We start from the raw sequence: 17,370 nt of genomic DNA on the forward strand, positions 1-17,370 counted from the left end.
ATCCTCTTCGCCACCACCCTGATTCTAATTTTGCCCAACCTGACCAAGGTCATTGGGTGACTGACCCCACCCCTACAGGCGGCGCGAGTGCAGCGCCAGGATCGCAGCCTTTGGCAGCTCCTACCGGGAAATTGCGTACAGCTGTCCCGTTATAGGGGCTGCCTTTTTGCGTGCCGGTTTTTGGTTGATTTGCGGTATCGTTAGCCACGATTTCGGCCTTTGGATACAAGGTCGACGCTCCCTACAGATGGGCCCGCCCTTGAAATACACCCTCGCTTTCCTGACCCTGCTGCTGACCTTGCCGGCCTCTGCCGCGCAGTTGACCATTGAACTGGATCACGCCAGTAAAACGTGGCAAACCGCTGACCTGCTCAAACACCCGGATGTGCGAACAGTGCAGATCGTCGATGACGTTTCCTACAAGCGCCAGATGACTTATCGCGCCGTTCCTTTGGCAGTGTTGCTGCCAGGCCTCAAGCCGCAAAACCATCTGCAGGCGGTGGCCCTGGACGGCTTTGCCGCAGAGTTGAGCGTAGGCCCGTTGCTGGAAAAAACCGGTGCCCAAGCCTGGCTGGCGGTGGAAGATCCGGCCCGTCCTTGGCCGAAGCTGGGGGATGACAAACCCAGTGCGGGGCCGTTTTATCTGGTCTGGACTGACCCGCAGGTGGGCCATATCAGCCCGGAGCAGTGGCCGTTTCAGATTTCTGCAATCAAGCAGTTGAAGACCGTAGCCGAGCGTTTTCCAGCACTGTTGCCGGATCCGAAGCTGGCAGCCGATGACCCGATCAACCAGGGGTTTGCGCTGTTCCAGAAAAACTGCATGGCGTGTCACCGCTTGAATGGCGCAGGCGATGCGCAAGTGGGGCCGGATTTGAATATCCCCTACAGCCCCACGGAATATTTCAGCGGCGATTTCCTCAAGCGCTACATCCGTGATCCCCAGAGCCTGAGACGCTGGCCCCAGGCGAAGATGCCGGCGTTTGCTGCCAGTGTGTTGCCGGACAGTGAGCTGGATTTACTGGTGGGATATTTGAAGCACATGGCAGACAGAAAACAGCCCTAGATACCGCCTTGAACCCCACAGGACAAATAACCCAACTGGGTCACCGCGTAGCAGCTGCCGAGCTCCCGCGAGGCTGCGTAGGGGGCGACGCCACTCCTTCTGACTTTGGAAGTGTCGGGGGTTCGGCTTTCTGTTTGTGGTGTGGCTTTACGTAGCCTCGCTGGCGCTCGACAACTGCTACGTAATATCAGGCACCAGAAGCCTTATTGCTGCTGCACCGAAATCACCGGCGTCGGCGCCACAAACACCTTGGCATGCATCTGCTCATGCCCTCCTCCACGGCGCATCCCGCGCACCGGACATGCATCCAGGTAATCCAGCCCGACGGCCAATTTCAAATGCCGCTCGGGCCGGGCAAGCTGATTGGTCACATCAAAGCTGTACCAGGCGTCATCCAACCAGGCTTCGGCCCAGGCATGGCTGGCCAGGTGTTCGCTGTCTTCAGTGTACAAATACCCCGACACATACCGCGCCGGAATTCCCAGGCTGCGAGCGCACGCCAAAAAGGCGTGAGTATGGTCCTGGCAGACTCCGGCGCGACCGGCGAATGCCTGGGCGGCGCAGGTGTCAACTTCAGTAGCTCCCGGTGAATAGGTCATGTACTGGTTGAGCGCATGCATCAGGTCGATCAGCGCACTGCGGTCCCGGCGCTGATGGCACTGTTTTTCGGCAAAACTGCGCAGGGCCTCATCGGGTTCGGTCAAGCGCGTGCAACGTAGAAATGGGAATGCCGATTGGCTCTCATGCTCGGCCTCGCGCAACTCATCGATGTCCACCTGGCCGCGGGCACCGATGATGATCGCTTCGTGAGGTTCGTCCATGGTCAACACATGCAAGATATTGCCGAACGGGTCCAACTGCGCCCGCACGGGCCGGGGCAAGTCCAGTTGCCAGCTCAGGACGTGCTGGCGCTCGCTGTCGTGAGGCGTCAGGCGCAGGTACTGGATGCTGGCACGTACTTGGTCTTCGTAGTGGTAGGTGGTTTCGTGGCTGATGGAGAGTCTCATGCCGCCTCCAGGTAGGAACTGTGAATAGCGTTACCCAACTGGCGAACCAGCGGGATGAAGTCGGTCAGCCAGGCGTGCAGGCCTTCCTCGAGGATTTCGTCAATGGCGGTAAAGCGCAGGCGCGCGTCCATCTCGGCGGCCAGGCGTTGGGCCGGGCGGCCGTTGACGCCGGGCAGGCTGGCGAGAATCTGGTCGATCTCTTCGCTGCAGGCCCGCAGTGAACGCGGGACATCGGCCCGCAACAGCAACAGTTCGGCCACTTGTCGTGCGCCGGGAGCATCGCGGTAGATCTCGGTGTAGGCCTCGAACGAAGACAAGGCCCGCAACAATGCACTCCACTGGTAATACGCATGGGCCGTGCCATCAGTGACAGCCTCGGCCTGGTCACCGGCCATTTCGTAGCGGGCATCCAACAGGCGCAGGGTGTTATCAGCCCGCTCGATAAACGTACCCAGGCGAATAAAACGAAAGGCGTCATTGCGCATGATGGTGCCGTAGGTGGCGCCGCGGAACAGGTGGGAGCGCTCCTTGACCCACTCGCAAAATCGGCTCATGCCGTAGCGGCTCAGGCCCTGCTGGGCAATGCCGCGAATTTCCAGCCAGGTGGCGTTGATGTTTTCCCACATGTCGGCGGTTATTCGCCCACGTACCGCATGGGCACTGGCACGGGCAGCACCGAGGCAGCTGTAGATGCTCGCCGGGTTGGCCGCATCTAGGGCAAAAAAATGCAGCAACCGTTCGGCGTGCAACTCACCGTGACGCTCGTGGTAGTCATCAAGGGTGCCGGTGATCAGCAGCGGCATGGCCAGTTCATGCAGGCCATCGCCGCGCCCGTCCTGGGGCATCAACGACAGGGAATAACTGACATCGAGCATCCGCGCGAGGTTTTCCGCTCGCTCCAGGTAACGCGACATCCAGTACAAGTCCGAGGCAGTTCGACTCAACATAGCTTTAATCCTCAACCACCCAGGTGTCTTTGGTACCGCCGCCCTGGGACGAGTTGACCACCAGCGAACCTTCCCGCAGCGCCACTCGGGTCAGGCCACCAGGCACCACGCGGGTTTCCTTGCCTGAGAGCACGAACGGCCGCAGGTCGATATGGCGCGGGGCAATGCCGTTTTCGACAAAGGTCGGACAGGTGGATAAACACAGCGTCGGCTGGGCAATATAGGCATGCGGCTTGGCCTTGATTCGCGCGCGGAACGCTTCAATTTCCGCCGCACTGGCGGCTGGACCGACCAGCATTCCGTAGCCGCCGGAGCCTTGGGTTTCCTTGACCACCAATTCCGACAGGTTAGCCAGCACGTAAGACAATTCGTCAGCCTTGCGACACTGGAAGGTCGGGACGTTCTTCAGTATTGGCTCTTCATCCAGGTAGAAACGGATCATCTCGGTGACGAAGGGATACACCGACTTGTCATCCGCCACCCCGGTGCCAATCGCATTGGCCAGCACCACATTGCCCGAACGATACGCCGCCAACAGGCCCGGCACGCCGAGCATGGAATCCGGGTTGAAGGCCAGCGGGTCGAGGAAGGTGTCGTCGAGGCGGCGGTAAATCACATCGACTGCTTTCGGACCGTCGGTGGTGCGCATGAAGACGCGGTCATCCCTTACAAACAGATCGGCACCTTCCACCAACTCCACGCCCATTTCCCGGGCCAGGAATGCATGCTCGAAGAACGCGCTGTTGAAGCGTCCGGGGGTCAATACCACCACGCTGGGGTTATCCAGCGGGCTGGAGCTTTTCAAGGTGTCGAGCAGCAAGTTGGGATAGTGATCAATCGGCGCAATGCGCTGGGCGGCGAACAGCTCGGGGAACAGGCGCATCATCATTTTGCGGTCTTCCAGCATGTAGCTGACGCCGCTGGGAGTGCGCAGGTTGTCTTCGAGGACGTAGTAAGTGCCGTCGCCATCCCGTACGAGGTCGACGCCGGAGATGTGGGAATAGATATCGCGATGTAAATCCAGGCCCTGCATGGCCAGTTGGTACTGCTCGTTGGCCAGCACCTGTTCGGCGGGAATAATCCCGGCCTTGATGATCCGTTGTTCGTGGTACAGGTCGGCGAGGAACATGTTCAGCGCCTTGACCCGCTGAATGCAGCCGCGCTCGACAATTCGCCACTCGCTGGCTGGAATGCTGCGGGGAATGGTGTCGAAGGGAATCAGCCGTTCGGTGCCTTGCTCGTCCCCGTACAACGTGAACGTGATACCGGCGCGGTGGAACAGCAGATCGGCTTCGCGCCGACGCTGGGCCAGCAACTCGGCAGGCGTCTCGGCCAACCAGCGGGCGAACTCACGGTAATGGGGGCGAACCCGCCCTGCCCCGTCGTACATCTCATCATAATAAGTGCGGATCATGCCGTACTCCTTGTCACCCGGACGCAAGAACCATCGCAAGGCCCGTGCCAGCGGCATAAACACTTAAGTATCAATCGGTTGGATATAGCCGAACGGCCAGCCGCACCGTCCCGGTGCAGCAAATGCCAAGCGTCTCGCCCCACGCCTCATTGCGACGCAGGCTTTGACTATCAACAGCATAGCCAGAGTTGATTTCACTGCCCGCCAAACCCTGAGGATAATCGCCCTCATCAGCTGAACAGGACACGTCCTACAGCATCACCTATTGCACCCCCGGTAACTTGGTACCTCGTGTACCGACCGGTTCCCCTTCATGTCCGGTCTTCCCTTTTGGCCACCCCGCTCGGGTGGCCTTTTTTTGTGCAGGATATTTGCGACAGCACAAACAAAATCGGCCGACCCAAGGGTCAGCCGATACGCTGTGGTGTTCTTCACGCTACATGGGTAACCCACGCACCTCCTGCTTCACGCCCCATCCCTCGATGATGCCGCCCAGAGGCTCGACCACCGCCTCAAAGTCTTGCTCAAAGTCTCCTATGCCGTCGTAGGTGGCGAACATTACTTTGCTCAGTTCCAGGTACCAGGCACCGTCGTCCCGCACGCTCACCTGGGCATTGAGGGATTCCCCACGAAATCGACCCGCAGCCCTGCGCGCCCGGGCTTCATCCGGGAAAATGGCGTAGAACTCGATGGGGTGGAAACGTGAGAAGTCAAAGCCGCCCTCTTTCATGCGGCGCAACACGTTGGTGCTGATGTCTTCTTGATAGGCTGTGCTCATGAAACGTCCTCCTCAAACTGATGGATAGACTTTCCGTGCTTCCCAAACCCCGTGCTCGAACGGCACAGGTAAACCGGTAATGACATCACCGCAGGAAAACAAGCATGTAGCTGACAAGACCAGACCTTAGCGATTCATTCGCTGATCTCCCTTGCAGAGTAGCGCGAAGCTATCACCTCCACCAGAGGCGGTTGAATGGCAGACAGGGAATGTTCAGGCGACGGGGGTAATGCTGAGGATTTGGATGCTGTTCTGGGTTTTCAGGCTCTTGACCGTTGGCTCATCGGTGCGGCCATCCAGGTCGTTAAGGTCCAGCTCGGCCGCCACGGGCAGCAGCTTGGCGCGGATCAGTTGGGCAGCGTCTTCGAGACTGGGTTTTTCGGTGCAGGTGAACTGCTCCACAGACTGGACGCCGTGATCGTCAACGAAGGTGATGTTCCACGTTTGCATCAGTGCCTCCTCGATAGAACCCATGGATGGGCTTACAGATATCTGGACCTTGGGGCACTGACAATCGTTCAAACTGTAGCCGCTGCCGAGATACGAGGCTGCGATGCGGTCCGCAGGAGCGCCCCATCGCAGCCTCGTGCCTCGTCAGCGGCTACAGGGTGCTTACTTCTCGGCGCGCTCTTTGAGCGCTTTCAAGGTATTGAACGGCGCATCTACGACGAACTTGTTGGCCAACCATGACGGCACGCTGCCGCCTGGCTCGGTGTGCACCTGGTAGGTCACTTCGGTCAGGTCAGCGCCTTTAGGCACCAGTTTCCAGAAACCTTCGACCTGGGCAACACGTACATAGTCCTTCACTTCCGGCTGGTAGGTCGGCACTTCCAACAACTTGCGGGTCACGCTGCCGTCTGCCGCCTTGGTGGTGGTGATTTCCAGGATCGAGTCACGATCCGACACCGGGAACGGCGCCTTGAACTGGGTATAGGTCCAGCTCTTGTCACCTTCCTGCTTGAGCAGTTTTTGCGACTTGCATTCGTGGATCCAGGAGCAGGCGCCCGCCACGTCTTCCTGCAAGGCCTGAATCTTGGCCAGCGGCGCCTTGATCACGGTCACACCGCGATACGCCTTGTATTTGGAACCGGCGACTTCACTCAAAGACACTTTGATGCCGTCTTCATCCTTGGCCGTTTGCCAGTCTTCAGCCTGCGCCGTGGCGGCAAACAAAACCGTAAAACCGCACAACACAGCCATTCGTTTCAGCGAACCCATTGTTTTATTCCTTATTGTTGAAGTTCCGACAGTAAAGCCCACTAAGCCGCCGTCATCTGCTCCCACCAGCCGATCAACCTGATCGCTTCTTCCTGGCTGTTGCCACACACCTCTATGTCCGCCTCAAACGCACTGCAGACCGCTGGCCGTTCCGGCAACCCGAACAGTTGGCACAGCTGTTCGACCGACAGATGCAGGCAGCGTTCGCCCGCCGGTTTGCCTTGGGGCATACCGGGTAGCGGTGAACTGATGGAGGGGGCAATGCAGCATGCACCACAGCCTTCACGGCATTTCATGACGAGCAGATCCTCGACGACTAAGTATTAATGGCCAGGCTAGAGTACGCCCTTAAACGTCTGTTTTAAATTGGCTTAACAGGGGTTTTTCGCGCAAAACCAATGTGACTGACCAGTCTGCGACAGAAGGTCAGCTGTCCACGTCACGTTTACAGGCAGGGTTTATTGCTTGAACTCGAAATCCAGCGCTGCACCTTCTACTTCGCGCCGTTCTTCGTTACGCAGTTGCAGCTTCATCTCATTGCTGAGCAAGCGTCCATTGATCTGGAAGGCGCTATTGTCAGCGGGCTTTTCCTCGAACATCGGTGGTAACAAAGGCACATTCTTCGGCTTCGGCATGGTGCCGAGGGGCTGCAAGTGCCTGACCATGTCCGACGGCAGGCTCAAGTCCAACTGCGCCGGCGGCAATTTGGTCCGGGCCACTTCATGGGCCGATTTGGACTTGCTGGCGACAGGCGCACGTTTTTTCGCGGGGACGGCTTTCCTGGCAACCGGTTTTTTGGGAGCCGGGGTGGTTTTTTTCGTCACCGGCGCCTTGTGTTCAGTGCTGACCGCAGCGGCTCGCTCACTCGCTGGAGCCGCCGACACCACGCCGGCGTTGCACAGGCCTAACAGGCAAATCAACAACGCGGCAGGATAAGTAGATGTCATATCGCCAACAGCATTAACGGCAGAGGGCCATATGCTCGCTTGTTGAGCCCGGCATGACAAGCGTGCTGATCAATCCACGAATGTTTGAGTCCCCGTTACCCCGTTCAAAAACCTGCCGCCGTTTCCTGACACAACTGGCTGGCCAGCATGCCCAGGGTCATCAACGCCCGCTCGGCTTCGCGATTCCATGGGGTGCCGCAGTTAAGCCGAATACAGTGGTTGAACTGTTCCGTATTACTGAAGATCAGCCCTGGCGCAATGCTGATGCCCTGCTGCAACGCACGCACGTGCAGTTCCTGGGTATTGACCCGCCCCGGCAAACTGACCCACAAGATGAAGCCGCCGGTCGGCCGGGTCATCTGGGTGCCTTCAGGGAAATATTGCTGCACCGCTAACTGGAAGGCACTGAGGTTCTTGCGGTACTCCTGACGGATATAGCGCAAATGCCGGTCATAACCGCCGTTTTCCAGGTACGCCGCCGTACCCATCTGGGTCACGCTGCAGGCCGAATGGGTGCTGAACATTTGCAGGCGCTGGATTTCCTGCTGGTACTTGCCCGCGATCATCCAGCCAATGCGGATGCCCGGAGACAGGGTCTTGGAGAAGCTCGAGCAATAGATCACCCGATCCAGGCGGTCATAGGCTTTCAGGGCCTTGGTGCGGCCCAGTTCGAACATCAGTTCGCCGTAGATATCGTCTTCGACAATCTGGATATCGAAGTCCGACGCCAGGCGCAGCAACTGTTTTTGCCGTTCCTCGGGCATGGTACCGCCCAGGGGGTTACTCAAGCGCGTGGTCAGTACCAACGCCTTGATCGACCATTGGTTGGCCGCCAGTTGCAGGGCTTCCAGGCTCATGCCGGTGGCCGGGTCACTGGGAATCTCGATGACCTTGAGGCCCAGCAGGTCAGCCAGTTGCAGCAAACCGTAATACGTAGGCGACTCGGCCGCGATCAGGTCTCCGGGCCGCGTCAGTACCCGTAAAGACATCTGCAAGGCGTCGACACAGCCGTGTGTGATCACCACTTCGCTGGGGTCGACCACCACGCCGGCATCGCGCATGCGGATCGCCACTTGGCGGCGCAGCGGTTCGAAACCAGGGCTGAACATGTAGCTGAAAGCCCGAGGGCTCTGAAAGCGCGTGACCTTGGCCAGTTGCTGGTGCAATGCCCGTACCGGCAGATAGTCGACACTGGGCACCGCAGCGCCCAACGGGAACACGCCTTCACGGCGCGACTCCACCAATACTTGTTGAATGATGCTGCTGCGGGTAACCAACCCTGGACGCTCGACCCGGGCGATGTCTGGCGTTGGCGCGGTCAGGGCCGGGGTCTGGTGCACGTAGTACCCGGACTGCGGCCGTGCGCGAATCAAGCCCTGGTCTTCCAGGTTCGCGTAGGCCTGCAACACCGTGGCGTGGCTGACGTTGAGCTGTGAGCTCATCTTGCGCACCGACGGCACGCGCTCGCCCGGCTGATAGACACCGCGTCGGATATCCTCAGCCAGTTGCTGAGCGATACGTTGATAGAGCAAAAGGTTGGTCATGACGCAGCACTCGATTTCACGGGTATTTTATTTTTGTGTGAAACATACCGGCACAGTTTAGAAGTGTACGGGGACAGTTGCCACAATAGTCGAGCACGGGCGGCAGTGATAGAAAAAACTGTAAGGATATTGACAGGACTTCGGATGTACACCGAACAAAAATGTGGGAGCGGGCTTGCTCGCGAACGCGATGTGTCAGCAACTGAAATGTTGACTGATACTTCGCGTTCGCGAGCAAGCCCGCTCCCACATATTGATCTGCGCCAGACTGTTAGCGCGCGGCGCCCAACTGGCCCTTCTCATCGGAGAACACAATCTCGACCCGACGATTCTGCGCACGCCCCCGTTCGGAAGCATTCACCTCCACCGGGTATTGGTCGCCATAACCTTCCACCTGGATGCGCTTTTCATCGATTCCCAGGTCCACCAAGACGTCCGCCACCGCCTGGGCACGGTCCCGGGACAGCTTGAGGTTTTCTTGCTCGCCACCGGTATTGTCGGCGTAACCCTCAATGCGCACCACGCGCTTGGGGTTGAGTTGCAGGAACTGGACGATTTTCAGCACCGTGCGGTTGGCCGAACTTTTCAGCTGCGCATCACCGGTATCGAACAACATGTCCCCCAGGGTCATCACCAGGCCACGATCCGTCTTGGTCGCCAGGTTGATGATCTGCTCCTCAAGCCACTTGCCCTGTTGCTGTACGCTCAGCAACTTGGCCTCACGCAGGGCCAATTGCAGGCGTTGGCGTTCCAGTTCGAGCTTGGCACCGCGCTCTTCGTTAAGCACCTGCTCGGTATGCTCCCGGGCAATCGCGCTGTAGCGCTGGCTGAGGTAGGCGTAATGCGCGACGTCAGCGCTGCTGCCCCAATAGCTGGAGAAACGATCGGCACGGGCCAGCGATTCACCGGCACGGATCACGTCCTTGGGCGCGATACGCAATACATTGGAGTCCTCCTTGACCTTCTGGAAGTCGCTGCTGGCCTGATCCAGGGCGGCCTCAGTATTGGGATGGCTGGAGCAACCGCCCATCGCCACGCTACCCAGCAGAAGCACACAGCTCAATCCGCGAATCATCGGGTTCATTGGGCTTCTCCCAACTGTTTGCGCAGACGGGTGATACGGGTATTAAGCACGTTCAGTTGTTCCTGACTTTTCTTCGTCAACACTTGCGCTTCCGCCAGTCGGGCATCCAGTTCGGCTTGCTCGGCTCGCATACGGGCATGCTTGTAGGACTTGTCAGCCATGTCGGCCTTGGCCCGGGCGAACTTGCCCTCGGCCAGTTTCAACTCAGGCGAGTCGTCGGCGATGGCGCCCACGGCGGTGGCCTGTTCCAGGGCTTGCCCAGTCAGGCGCATTTGTTCATTCGGCGCAGGATCGGCTGCACATCCCGCCAAAGCTACAACGGCGAGGGCCGCGAAAAGAGGTCGAATAGTCACTGAAAATCCCTACTTTGTTGGGGTACCGACAGGTTGCTGCAATTGCGCCTTCCAGCGTTGCAGATTGCTCTGCAGCGCAGTTTGCGCCAGACCGGACGCGGGCAATTCTGTCATCTTTTTGGCGAGCTGTCCGCGCAACCACGGATCGTTGCAGGCCGAGTTGTGGGAAATGGCGAGGAACAGACCCGGCTGATCGATGGGCAGTTCCCGAGCCACCAGATCTTTGTCCATGCCCAGGCTCTGGGCCATGGCCATGCCGGAATAACGCCCTGCGACTACATAGTCCACTTCGCCAAGCAACAACTTCTGGAAGGCCGGGGTCACGGTTGGCGTGCGCTGCAAGGTCAATTGTTCGGAGGCGAAGGCTTCAAAGTCACGGCTCAAACGCGCCCTTTGCGAGACTGCGCCCTGGTGCCCGTGCAGGTCGGCGGCTGTGTTGTAGACCAGTGTTGAATCCTTGCGTGTCCACACCAGGTAGTCGGTTTGCACCAGCGCCGGGTGAATGTAGTCCAGGGTTTCCAACTCGCGGGTGGTCAGTGGCGCATCGGCCAGGATGTCCATGCGCCCGCTGCGCACTTCGTCCAGGGCCAGGGAGCGCTTGCCACCGTACAACAGGTCGATTTTCAAACCCAGGTCCTTGCCGACCTGTTGCAACAGATCGGCACTGCTGCCGATCAGGTGCGTAGGATCTTGGGGATCGCGCCACAGATAGGGCGGTGCGTCCGGGCTACCGGTGATCACCAGGCGCTCGCACTTGCCAGCGGCAAGGGACACGGTTGGCACGAGCGCCAGGCTCAGCAGTACAGTCCAGGGACGCAATTCCATGGCGTGATTCTCCACTCTAAAATTGACGCGCAAAAAAAAGCCCGGTCAACAGACCGGGCTCTTTATAAGTGAAGCCGCCGGATTAGACCAGCTTCTCAAACTCAGGTACGGCTTCGAACAAGTCCGCTACCAGACCGTAATCAGCCACCTGGAAAATCGGTGCTTCTTCATCCTTGTTGATCGCGACGATCACTTTGGAGTCTTTCATACCGGCCAAGTGCTGGATCGCGCCGGAGATACCGACGGCGATGTACAGCTGTGGCGCAACGATCTTGCCGGTCTGGCCGACCTGCATATCGTTGGGTACGAAGCCTGCGTCGACGGCAGCGCGGGAAGCGCCGACCGCAGCGCCCAGCTTGTCGGCCAGGGCGTACAGGTGCTTGAAGTTGTCGCCGTTCTGCATGCCACGGCCGCCGGAAACGACGATCTTGGCAGCGGTCAGTTCCGGACGATCGGACTTGGCCAGCTCTTCGCCAACGAAGCTGGAGGTGCCAGCGTCGTGCACAGCAGCCACAGCTTCAACGGCAGCCGAACCACCTTCGGCGGCAACCGGGTCGAAACCGGTGGCACGTACGGTGATGACTTTTACCGAAGCGTTGGACTGTACGGTAGCGATGGCGTTACCGGCATAGATCGGGCGCTTGAAGGTGTCGGCGCTTTCTACCGAGATAATCTCGGAGATCTGGTCAACATCCAGCTGTGCAGCAACGCGCGGCAGGATGTTTTTGCCGTTGGAGGTAGCGGCAGCCAGGATGTGGCTGTAGCCGGCGCCGAGCTCTGCAACCAGCGGGGCAACGTTTTCCGGCAACTGGTGAGCGTAGGCAGCGTTGTCGGCTACCAGTACTTTGCTCACACCAGCGATTTTTGCAGCGGCCTCAGCCACGGCACCAGCGCCTTGACCTGCAACCAGCACGTGGATGTCACCACCGATTTTGGCGGCAGCGGCCACGGTGTTCAGTGTGGCCGGGGCCAGCACTTTGTTGTCGTGTTCAGCGATTACCAAGATAGTCATGATTAGATTACCTTCGCTTCGTTTTTCAGTTTCTCGACCAGTTCAGCCACCGACTTGACCTTGATACCCGCGCTGCGTGCAGCTGGCGCTTCAACTTTCAAGGTTTTGTTGGTGGAGGCGGTGGAAACGCCCAAAGCGTCCGGAGTCAGCACTTCGAGAGGCTTCTTCTTGGCTTTCATGATGTTTGGCAGGGACGCGTAGCGCGGCTCGTTCAAACGCAGGTCGGTGGTGACGATGGCCGGCAGTTTCAGGGAAACCGTCTGTGCACCGCCGTCGATTTCGCGGGTCACGGCAACCTTGTCGCCGCTCACTTCGACTTTCGAGGCGAAGGTGCCCTGGCCGTAACCGGTCAGTGCAGCCAGCATCTGGCCAGTCTGGTTGTTGTCGCTGTCGATGGCCTGTTTGCCAAGGATCACAAGCGTAGGCTGTTCCTTGTCGACAACGGCTTTCAACAGCTTGGCAACGGCCAGGGACGTCAGCTCTTCAGCGGATTCGACGAGGATGGCACGATCGGCCCCCAACGCCAGCGCGGTACGCAGCTGCTCTTGAGCAGTGGTCGGACCGATGGAGACGACGACGATTTCAGTCGCTACGCCTTTCTCTTTCAGACGTACGGCTTCTTCCACGGCGATTTCGCAGAAAGGGTTCATCGACATCTTGACGTTAGCGAGGTCGACGCCGGAATTGTCCGCCTTGACGCGAACTTTCACGTTGTAATCGACAACGCGTTTGACAGCTACAAGAACCTTCATGGATTCCTCGTTACTCTCCGGTGAAAAGAAAGTCGCCTAGGCGAACCTGGCGGTTGATGCTCATCGGCACACAAGGGCACCTCCAAAAACGCCGGCAATTGTCGACGGGTGACACGGCGCTGGGAGTGTTGACCGTTCGTCAGTGGTGACTGAGAGGTCATTCATGATCGCGGCGTGTAAACTGCGCGCCAAAGTCTGATCGCGCGTCACCTTTTTGCCTTAGCCCTGTCTTTAGAGGTGGCCTTGAAACCTACAGTCTGCCTACGGGATGCGCAAAACCGACCGTATATTGACCGGAACGCCTATTCTGGTCAATACGCCAAAATGGTCAGTTATAAGCCGCACTGCTTTGATTTACCTAGCTTGCGGCGAATTCAAACAAACGTTTGTATTGGACGCTGAGAGTGGTGTAGATATAATGCGCCACCTAGAGAGAAAGGTGGGTCATCCCCGCGCTATCGCATGCGATTCATGCAGGCAATAGTGGATGAAACACCGAACCTCCACCCATTAGAAAAAAAACTGTAGAGCCTTGAGTAGGAGATAGCCTGTGGAACGCGAATACATGGAATTCGACGTGGTCATCGTCGGCGCTGGCCCGGCGGGCCTGTCTGCCGCCTGCCGACTGAAGCAGAAGGCCGCCGAAGCCGGTAAGGAAATCAGCGTCTGCGTGGTCGAAAAAGGCTCCGAAGTCGGCGCTCACATCCTCTCCGGTGCCGTGTTTGAACCACGCGCCCTGAACGAATTGTTCCCGGACTGGAAAGAACTCGGCGCCCCGCTCAACACGCCGGTAGTGCGTGATGACATTTATGTCCTGCGCAGCCCCGAGGCTTCCACCAAGGTCCCTGACTTCTTTGTGCCCAAGACCATGCACAACGAAGGCAACTACATCATTTCCCTGGGCAACCTGTGCCGCTGGCTCGCCCAGCAGGCCGAGAACCTGGGTGTGGAAATCTACCCAGGCTTCGCCGCCCAGGAAGCACTGTTCGACGAGAACGGCGTGGTACGCGGGATCATCACCGGTGACCTGGGTGTCGACCGTGAAGGCCATCCCAAAGAAGGCCTCTACACCCCAGGCATGGAACTGCGAGGCAAGTACACGCTGTTTGCAGAAGGCTGCCGTGGGCACATCGGCAAGCAACTGATCGAGCGTTTCAAGCTCGACAGCGACGCCGACGCCCAGCACTACGGCATCGGCCTGAAAGAAATCTGGGAAATCGACCCGGCCAAGCACCAGCCAGGCCTGGTGGTACACACTGCCGGTTGGCCGCTGGACATCATGAGCGCCGAGAACACCGGTGGTTCGTTCCTCTATCACCTGGAAAACAATCAGGTGGTCGTCGGCCTGATCGTCGACCTGTCCTACAGCAACACCTTCCTGTCGCCATTCGACGAGTTCCAGCGCCTCAAGCATCACCCGGTGCTGGCCCAGTACCTGGAAGGCGGCAAGCGCATCAGCTACGGCGCCCGTGCCATCTGCAAAGGCGGCCTGAACTCGCTGCCGAAAATGGTGTTCAAGGGCGGCGCGCTGATCGGTTGCGATTTGGGCACCCTGAACTTCGCCAAGATCAAGGGCAGCCACACGGCCATGAAGTCCGGCATGCTTGCGGCCGAGGCCGTGGCTGATCGCCTGTTCGCCGAGTCCGAAGGCGGCGACGAACTGAGCGCTTACGTCGACAGTTTCAAGAAGAGCTGGCTCTACGACGAACTGTTCGCCAGCCGTAACTTCGGCCCGGCGATGCACAAGTTCGGCCCGATCATCGGTGCCGGCTTCAACTGGTTCGACCAGAACATCCTCGGCGGCAAAATGCCGTTCACCCTGCATGACACCAAGCCGGATTACGCCTGCCTCAAGCTGGCCAAAGACAGCCAGAAGATCGACTACCCGAAACCCGACGGCAAGCTGAGCTTCGACAAACTGAGCTCGGTGTTCATCTCCGGTACCAACCACGAAGAAGAACAACCGTGCCACTTGAAGTTGAAAGACCCGAGCATCCCGATCGGCACCAACCTGCCGCTCTACGATGAACCGGCGCAGCGCTACTGCCCGGCTGGCGTGTATGAAGTGATCACCAAGGAAGACGGCGAGAAGCGCTTCCAGATCAACGCCCAGAACTGCGTGCACTGCAAGACCTGTGACATCAAGGACCCTTCGCAGAACATCACCTGGGTCACGCCGGAAGGTGCGGGCGGGCCGACTTACCCGAACATGTAAGCCAGCGGCTTGAACATCAAGGCTCCCGAATGGGGGCCTTTTTGTTGCCCATAGAGGCTCAGGCCACCCGCTCATCCCCGGGGCTGCGCTCGAAGTAGCGCTTATATTCCCGACTGAACTGCGACGTACTCTGATACCCCACGCTATGCGCCGCCTGTGCCACGCTCATGCCTTCGACCAGCAACAACTGCTGGGCCTTGAGCAAGCGCAGGCGCTTGAGGTACTGCACCGGCGACAGCAGCGTGCAGCGCTTGAAATGCTCATGGAAGGTGGACGCACTCATATTGGCGTACCCCGCCAGGGTCTCGATATTGAGCGGCTCGGCGTAATGGGCATGCAGATGATTCAACGAGGTGGCAATCCGGGAAAACTGCCCCTGCTGCTCCACCAACGCCCGTAATACATCGGCCTGTGGGCCGCGCAAAGCGGTGAACAGCAATTCCCGCACCCGCGCCGGGCCCATGATCCGGCTCTCCAGCGGATCGTGCAGGCACTGCAACAGTCGCTCGACACAACCGCGCATGGCGTCATCGAGCACCACCGAGCTCATCGACTCCAGGGTTTGCGCCGCCGGCGGTGGCCCCGGCCTGATGCCCATGGCCATGACCAATTCCCCCAGCACCACCCGGTCAATACCCACGGTGACGCCCAACAGCGGCGCATTGGGCATGGCAAAGGTCTCGCACTCAAAGGGCACCGGCATCGCCTGAATCAAGTAGTGCCCGGCGCCATACTCCAGGGTACGCGGGCCCAGGTACGCGACCTTGCTGCCTTGGGCGACGATCATCAGGCTCGGCTCATAGATCTGCGGCCCCCGCGCCACATCACAACTGGCGCGCAACACCTGCACGCCGGGCAGGTTCGTGGGTGAGAAACCATCGCAGGGTGTCAGCGGTTCGATCAAGGCGACCAACGCAGCATTAGCGTCGAGATGACGGGTCAACAACATGACAAAAAACTTCGCAAAAAGGGGATGACAGCATCATCGCAGGTTCGGCGCCAGATGCAGCCAATCGAGGGGCATTCCCGGACGAATAGGCATGAGACTCGGAGCAATCGCCATGGCCGTCGCAAGGACCTGCGCGGAGAATGCCCCACCTCACCTGTCACTGCTTTTGCGAGGTTCTCCATGTACACCGCCATCGGTTACGCCGCTCAGTCGGCCACCACTCCCCTCGCCCCCATGTCCTTCGAACGCCGCAGCCCGCGCGCCGACGACGTGGCGATCGAAATCCTTTACTGCGGCGTCTGCCACTCCGACATCCACCAGGCGCGCAACGAATGGGGCATCGCCGTGTACCCGCTGATGCCGGGCCACGAGATCGTCGGCAAGGTCACCGCCGTCGGCGCCAGCGTCACCGCACATAAAGTCGGCGACCTGGTCGGCGTTGGTTGCATGGTCGACTCGTGCCGCCATTGTGACGCGTGCCACGCGGACCTGGAGCAATACTGCCTCGAAGGCCCGACTATGACCTACGCCACCCCGGACCGGGTGGACGGCAGCAACACCATGGGCGGCTACTCCGACAGCATCGTGGTCAACGAGCACTTCGTAGTGAAGATCCCGGCCGGGCTCGACCTGGCCAGCGCTGCGCCGATTCTCTGCGCCGGCGTCACCATGTACTCGCCGATCAAGCACTACGGGATCAAGGCCGGTGACAAGGTGGGCGTACTGGGCATGGGTGGCCTGGGCCACATGGGCATCAAGCTGGCCAAGGCCATCGGCGCCGAAGTCACGCTGTTTACCCGCTCCGCCAGCAAAGCTGAGGAAGGCCGTCGCCAGGGCGCCGATCACGTGATCGTGTCCACCGACGAGGCGCAGATGCAAGCGGCGGCCGGGCATTTCGACTTCCTGCTGGACACCATTCCGGTGCAGCACGACCTGAACCCCTACCTCGACGTGCTGCGCTTTGACGGCGTGCATATTCTGGTTGGGTTGATTGAACCCGTGGACCCGCCCGTCAACGCCGCCAAGCTTATCCTGGGCCGTAAAGTGCTGGCCGGTTCGTTGATCGGTGGCATTGCCGAAACCCAGGAAGTCCTGGATTTCTGCGCCGAGCACGGCATCAGTTGCGACATCGAAATGCTCGACATCCGCAACATCAACGAAGCCTACACCCGCATGATCGCGGGTGATGTGAAGTACCGCTTCGTGATCGACATGGCGACCTTGAAGGCCTAACCAACCGCCCCCCCGTAGCAGCTGTCGAG

At 59.4% G+C, this 17,370-nt stretch carries 18 protein-coding genes; 3 read left to right on the forward strand and 15 right to left on the reverse strand.

Annotated features, from left to right (window positions below):
- Positions 1–259: 259 nt before the first annotated feature.
- Positions 260–1,063, forward strand: a complete 804-nt coding sequence (locus J7E41_RS15675) for a c-type cytochrome (RefSeq protein WP_251029508.1) — start codon at positions 260–262, stop codon at positions 1,061–1,063.
- 203 nt (positions 1,064–1,266) lie between these two features.
- On the opposite strand, the gene J7E41_RS15680 is transcribed toward J7E41_RS15675, so the two are convergent.
- The 14 genes from J7E41_RS15680 to J7E41_RS15745 all read right to left on the reverse strand — a co-directional run bounded on the left by J7E41_RS15680 (position 1,267) and on the right by J7E41_RS15745 (position 12,944).
- Positions 1,267–2,070, reverse strand: a complete 804-nt coding sequence (locus tag J7E41_RS15680; RefSeq protein ID WP_214994161.1) for a transglutaminase family protein — start codon at positions 2,068–2,070, stop codon at positions 1,267–1,269.
- Positions 2,067–3,017, reverse strand: coding sequence for an alpha-E domain-containing protein (locus J7E41_RS15685; protein WP_214994162.1), 951 nt, complete (start codon positions 3,015–3,017; stop codon positions 2,067–2,069). Before J7E41_RS15685 ends, J7E41_RS15680 begins: the two co-directional genes overlap by 4 nt.
- 4 nt (positions 3,018–3,021) lie before the next feature.
- The gene (locus tag J7E41_RS15690; RefSeq protein ID WP_214994163.1) at positions 3,022–4,431 is read right to left on the reverse strand and encodes a circularly permuted type 2 ATP-grasp protein; all 1,410 of its coding nucleotides are present in this window, start codon (positions 4,429–4,431) and stop codon (positions 3,022–3,024) included.
- Positions 4,432–4,867: 436 nt separating this feature from the next.
- Entirely contained in the window at positions 4,868–5,209 is a 342-nt protein-coding gene (locus J7E41_RS15695) for a ribonuclease E inhibitor RraB (RefSeq protein ID WP_155583128.1), read from the reverse strand.
- 213 nt (positions 5,210–5,422) lie between these two features.
- A complete protein-coding gene (locus J7E41_RS15700; RefSeq protein WP_251029509.1) occupies positions 5,423–5,659 on the reverse strand; it encodes a hypothetical protein in 237 nt (78 codons plus the stop codon).
- A 162-nt stretch (positions 5,660–5,821) separates the two neighbouring features.
- Complete coding sequence (locus tag J7E41_RS15705; RefSeq protein WP_214994165.1) at positions 5,822–6,427, reverse strand: START domain-containing protein; 606 nt, start codon at positions 6,425–6,427, stop codon at positions 5,822–5,824.
- A 41-nt stretch (positions 6,428–6,468) separates the two neighbouring features.
- Positions 6,469–6,723: a YkgJ family cysteine cluster protein gene (locus tag J7E41_RS15710; protein WP_214994166.1), complete on the reverse strand. Its 255-nt coding sequence runs from the start codon at positions 6,721–6,723 to the stop codon at positions 6,469–6,471.
- A 162-nt stretch (positions 6,724–6,885) separates the two neighbouring features.
- The gene (locus J7E41_RS15715; RefSeq protein WP_214994168.1) at positions 6,886–7,374 is read right to left on the reverse strand and encodes a translation initiation factor 2; all 489 of its coding nucleotides are present in this window, start codon (positions 7,372–7,374) and stop codon (positions 6,886–6,888) included.
- A 104-nt stretch (positions 7,375–7,478) separates the two neighbouring features.
- A complete protein-coding gene (locus tag J7E41_RS15720; protein WP_155583132.1) occupies positions 7,479–8,918 on the reverse strand; it encodes a PLP-dependent aminotransferase family protein in 1,440 nt (479 codons plus the stop codon).
- A 271-nt stretch (positions 8,919–9,189) separates the two neighbouring features.
- Complete coding sequence (locus tag J7E41_RS15725; RefSeq protein WP_214994170.1) at positions 9,190–10,002, reverse strand: OmpA family protein; 813 nt, start codon at positions 10,000–10,002, stop codon at positions 9,190–9,192.
- On the reverse strand, positions 9,999–10,355 hold the full coding sequence (locus J7E41_RS15730; protein ID WP_214994172.1) for a DUF4398 domain-containing protein: 357 nt from the start codon (positions 10,353–10,355) through the stop codon (positions 9,999–10,001). The genes J7E41_RS15725 and J7E41_RS15730 overlap by 4 nt, the downstream gene beginning before the upstream one ends.
- Before the next feature lie 9 nt (positions 10,356–10,364).
- A complete protein-coding gene (locus tag J7E41_RS15735; RefSeq protein WP_214994173.1) occupies positions 10,365–11,180 on the reverse strand; it encodes a substrate-binding periplasmic protein in 816 nt (271 codons plus the stop codon).
- Positions 11,181–11,262: 82 nt separating this feature from the next.
- Entirely contained in the window at positions 11,263–12,192 is a 930-nt protein-coding gene (locus tag J7E41_RS15740) for an electron transfer flavoprotein subunit alpha/FixB family protein (protein ID WP_214994174.1), read from the reverse strand.
- A 2-nt stretch (positions 12,193–12,194) separates the two neighbouring features.
- Positions 12,195–12,944, reverse strand: a complete 750-nt coding sequence (locus J7E41_RS15745; protein WP_155583136.1) for an electron transfer flavoprotein subunit beta/FixA family protein — start codon at positions 12,942–12,944, stop codon at positions 12,195–12,197.
- 550 nt (positions 12,945–13,494) lie between these two features.
- On the opposite strand from J7E41_RS15745, the gene J7E41_RS15750 reads away from it, so the two are divergent.
- Positions 13,495–15,159 (forward strand): electron transfer flavoprotein-ubiquinone oxidoreductase, encoded by a 1,665-nt coding sequence (locus tag J7E41_RS15750; protein WP_214994175.1) that lies wholly within the window; start codon positions 13,495–13,497, stop codon positions 15,157–15,159.
- A gap of 58 nt (positions 15,160–15,217) precedes the next feature.
- Here the strand turns inward: J7E41_RS15750 and J7E41_RS15755 are convergent, their stop codons facing one another.
- Positions 15,218–16,108, reverse strand: a complete 891-nt coding sequence (locus J7E41_RS15755; protein WP_214994176.1) for an AraC family transcriptional regulator — start codon at positions 16,106–16,108, stop codon at positions 15,218–15,220.
- A 180-nt stretch (positions 16,109–16,288) separates the two neighbouring features.
- Between J7E41_RS15755 and J7E41_RS15760 the strand changes: the two genes are divergently transcribed.
- Entirely contained in the window at positions 16,289–17,341 is a 1,053-nt protein-coding gene (locus J7E41_RS15760) for an NAD(P)-dependent alcohol dehydrogenase (RefSeq protein ID WP_214994178.1), read from the forward strand.
- The last annotated feature ends 29 nt before the right edge of the window (positions 17,342–17,370 follow it).

Origin of the sequence: Pseudomonas fluorescens (genome assembly GCF_018614655.1) — a bacterium.
In the GTDB taxonomy this organism is placed as follows: Bacteria; Pseudomonadota; Gammaproteobacteria; order Pseudomonadales; family Pseudomonadaceae; genus Aquipseudomonas; species Aquipseudomonas fluorescens_BX.

What these genes read in the sequence shown, in the direction of transcription:
- J7E41_RS15680 (WP_214994161.1), bottom strand. Translation starts at nt 2,070, where the DNA reads ATGAGACTCTCCATCAGCCACGAAACCACCTACCACTACGAAGACCAA.
- J7E41_RS15685 (WP_214994162.1), bottom strand. Translation starts at nt 3,017, where the DNA reads ATGTTGAGTCGAACTGCCTCGGACTTGTACTGGATGTCGCGTTACCTG.
- J7E41_RS15690 (WP_214994163.1), bottom strand. Translation starts at nt 4,431, where the DNA reads ATGATCCGCACTTATTATGATGAGATGTACGACGGGGCAGGGCGGGTT.
- J7E41_RS15695 (WP_155583128.1), bottom strand. Translation starts at nt 5,209, where the DNA reads ATGAGCACAGCCTATCAAGAAGACATCAGCACCAACGTGTTGCGCCGC.
- J7E41_RS15700 (WP_251029509.1), bottom strand. Translation starts at nt 5,659, where the DNA reads ATGCAAACGTGGAACATCACCTTCGTTGACGATCACGGCGTCCAGTCT.
- J7E41_RS15705 (WP_214994165.1), bottom strand. Translation starts at nt 6,427, where the DNA reads ATGGGTTCGCTGAAACGAATGGCTGTGTTGTGCGGTTTTACGGTTTTG.
- J7E41_RS15710 (WP_214994166.1), bottom strand. Translation starts at nt 6,723, where the DNA reads ATGAAATGCCGTGAAGGCTGTGGTGCATGCTGCATTGCCCCCTCCATC.
- J7E41_RS15715 (WP_214994168.1), bottom strand. Translation starts at nt 7,374, where the DNA reads ATGACATCTACTTATCCTGCCGCGTTGTTGATTTGCCTGTTAGGCCTG.
- J7E41_RS15720 (WP_155583132.1), bottom strand. Translation starts at nt 8,918, where the DNA reads ATGACCAACCTTTTGCTCTATCAACGTATCGCTCAGCAACTGGCTGAG.
- J7E41_RS15725 (WP_214994170.1), bottom strand. Translation starts at nt 10,002, where the DNA reads ATGAACCCGATGATTCGCGGATTGAGCTGTGTGCTTCTGCTGGGTAGC.
- J7E41_RS15735 (WP_214994173.1), bottom strand. Translation starts at nt 11,180, where the DNA reads ATGGAATTGCGTCCCTGGACTGTACTGCTGAGCCTGGCGCTCGTGCCA.
- J7E41_RS15740 (WP_214994174.1), bottom strand. Translation starts at nt 12,192, where the DNA reads ATGACTATCTTGGTAATCGCTGAACACGACAACAAAGTGCTGGCCCCG.
- J7E41_RS15745 (WP_155583136.1), bottom strand. Translation starts at nt 12,944, where the DNA reads ATGAAGGTTCTTGTAGCTGTCAAACGCGTTGTCGATTACAACGTGAAA.
- J7E41_RS15755 (WP_214994176.1), bottom strand. Translation starts at nt 16,108, where the DNA reads ATGTTGTTGACCCGTCATCTCGACGCTAATGCTGCGTTGGTCGCCTTG.
- J7E41_RS15760 (WP_214994178.1), top strand. Translation starts at nt 16,289, where the DNA reads ATGTACACCGCCATCGGTTACGCCGCTCAGTCGGCCACCACTCCCCTC.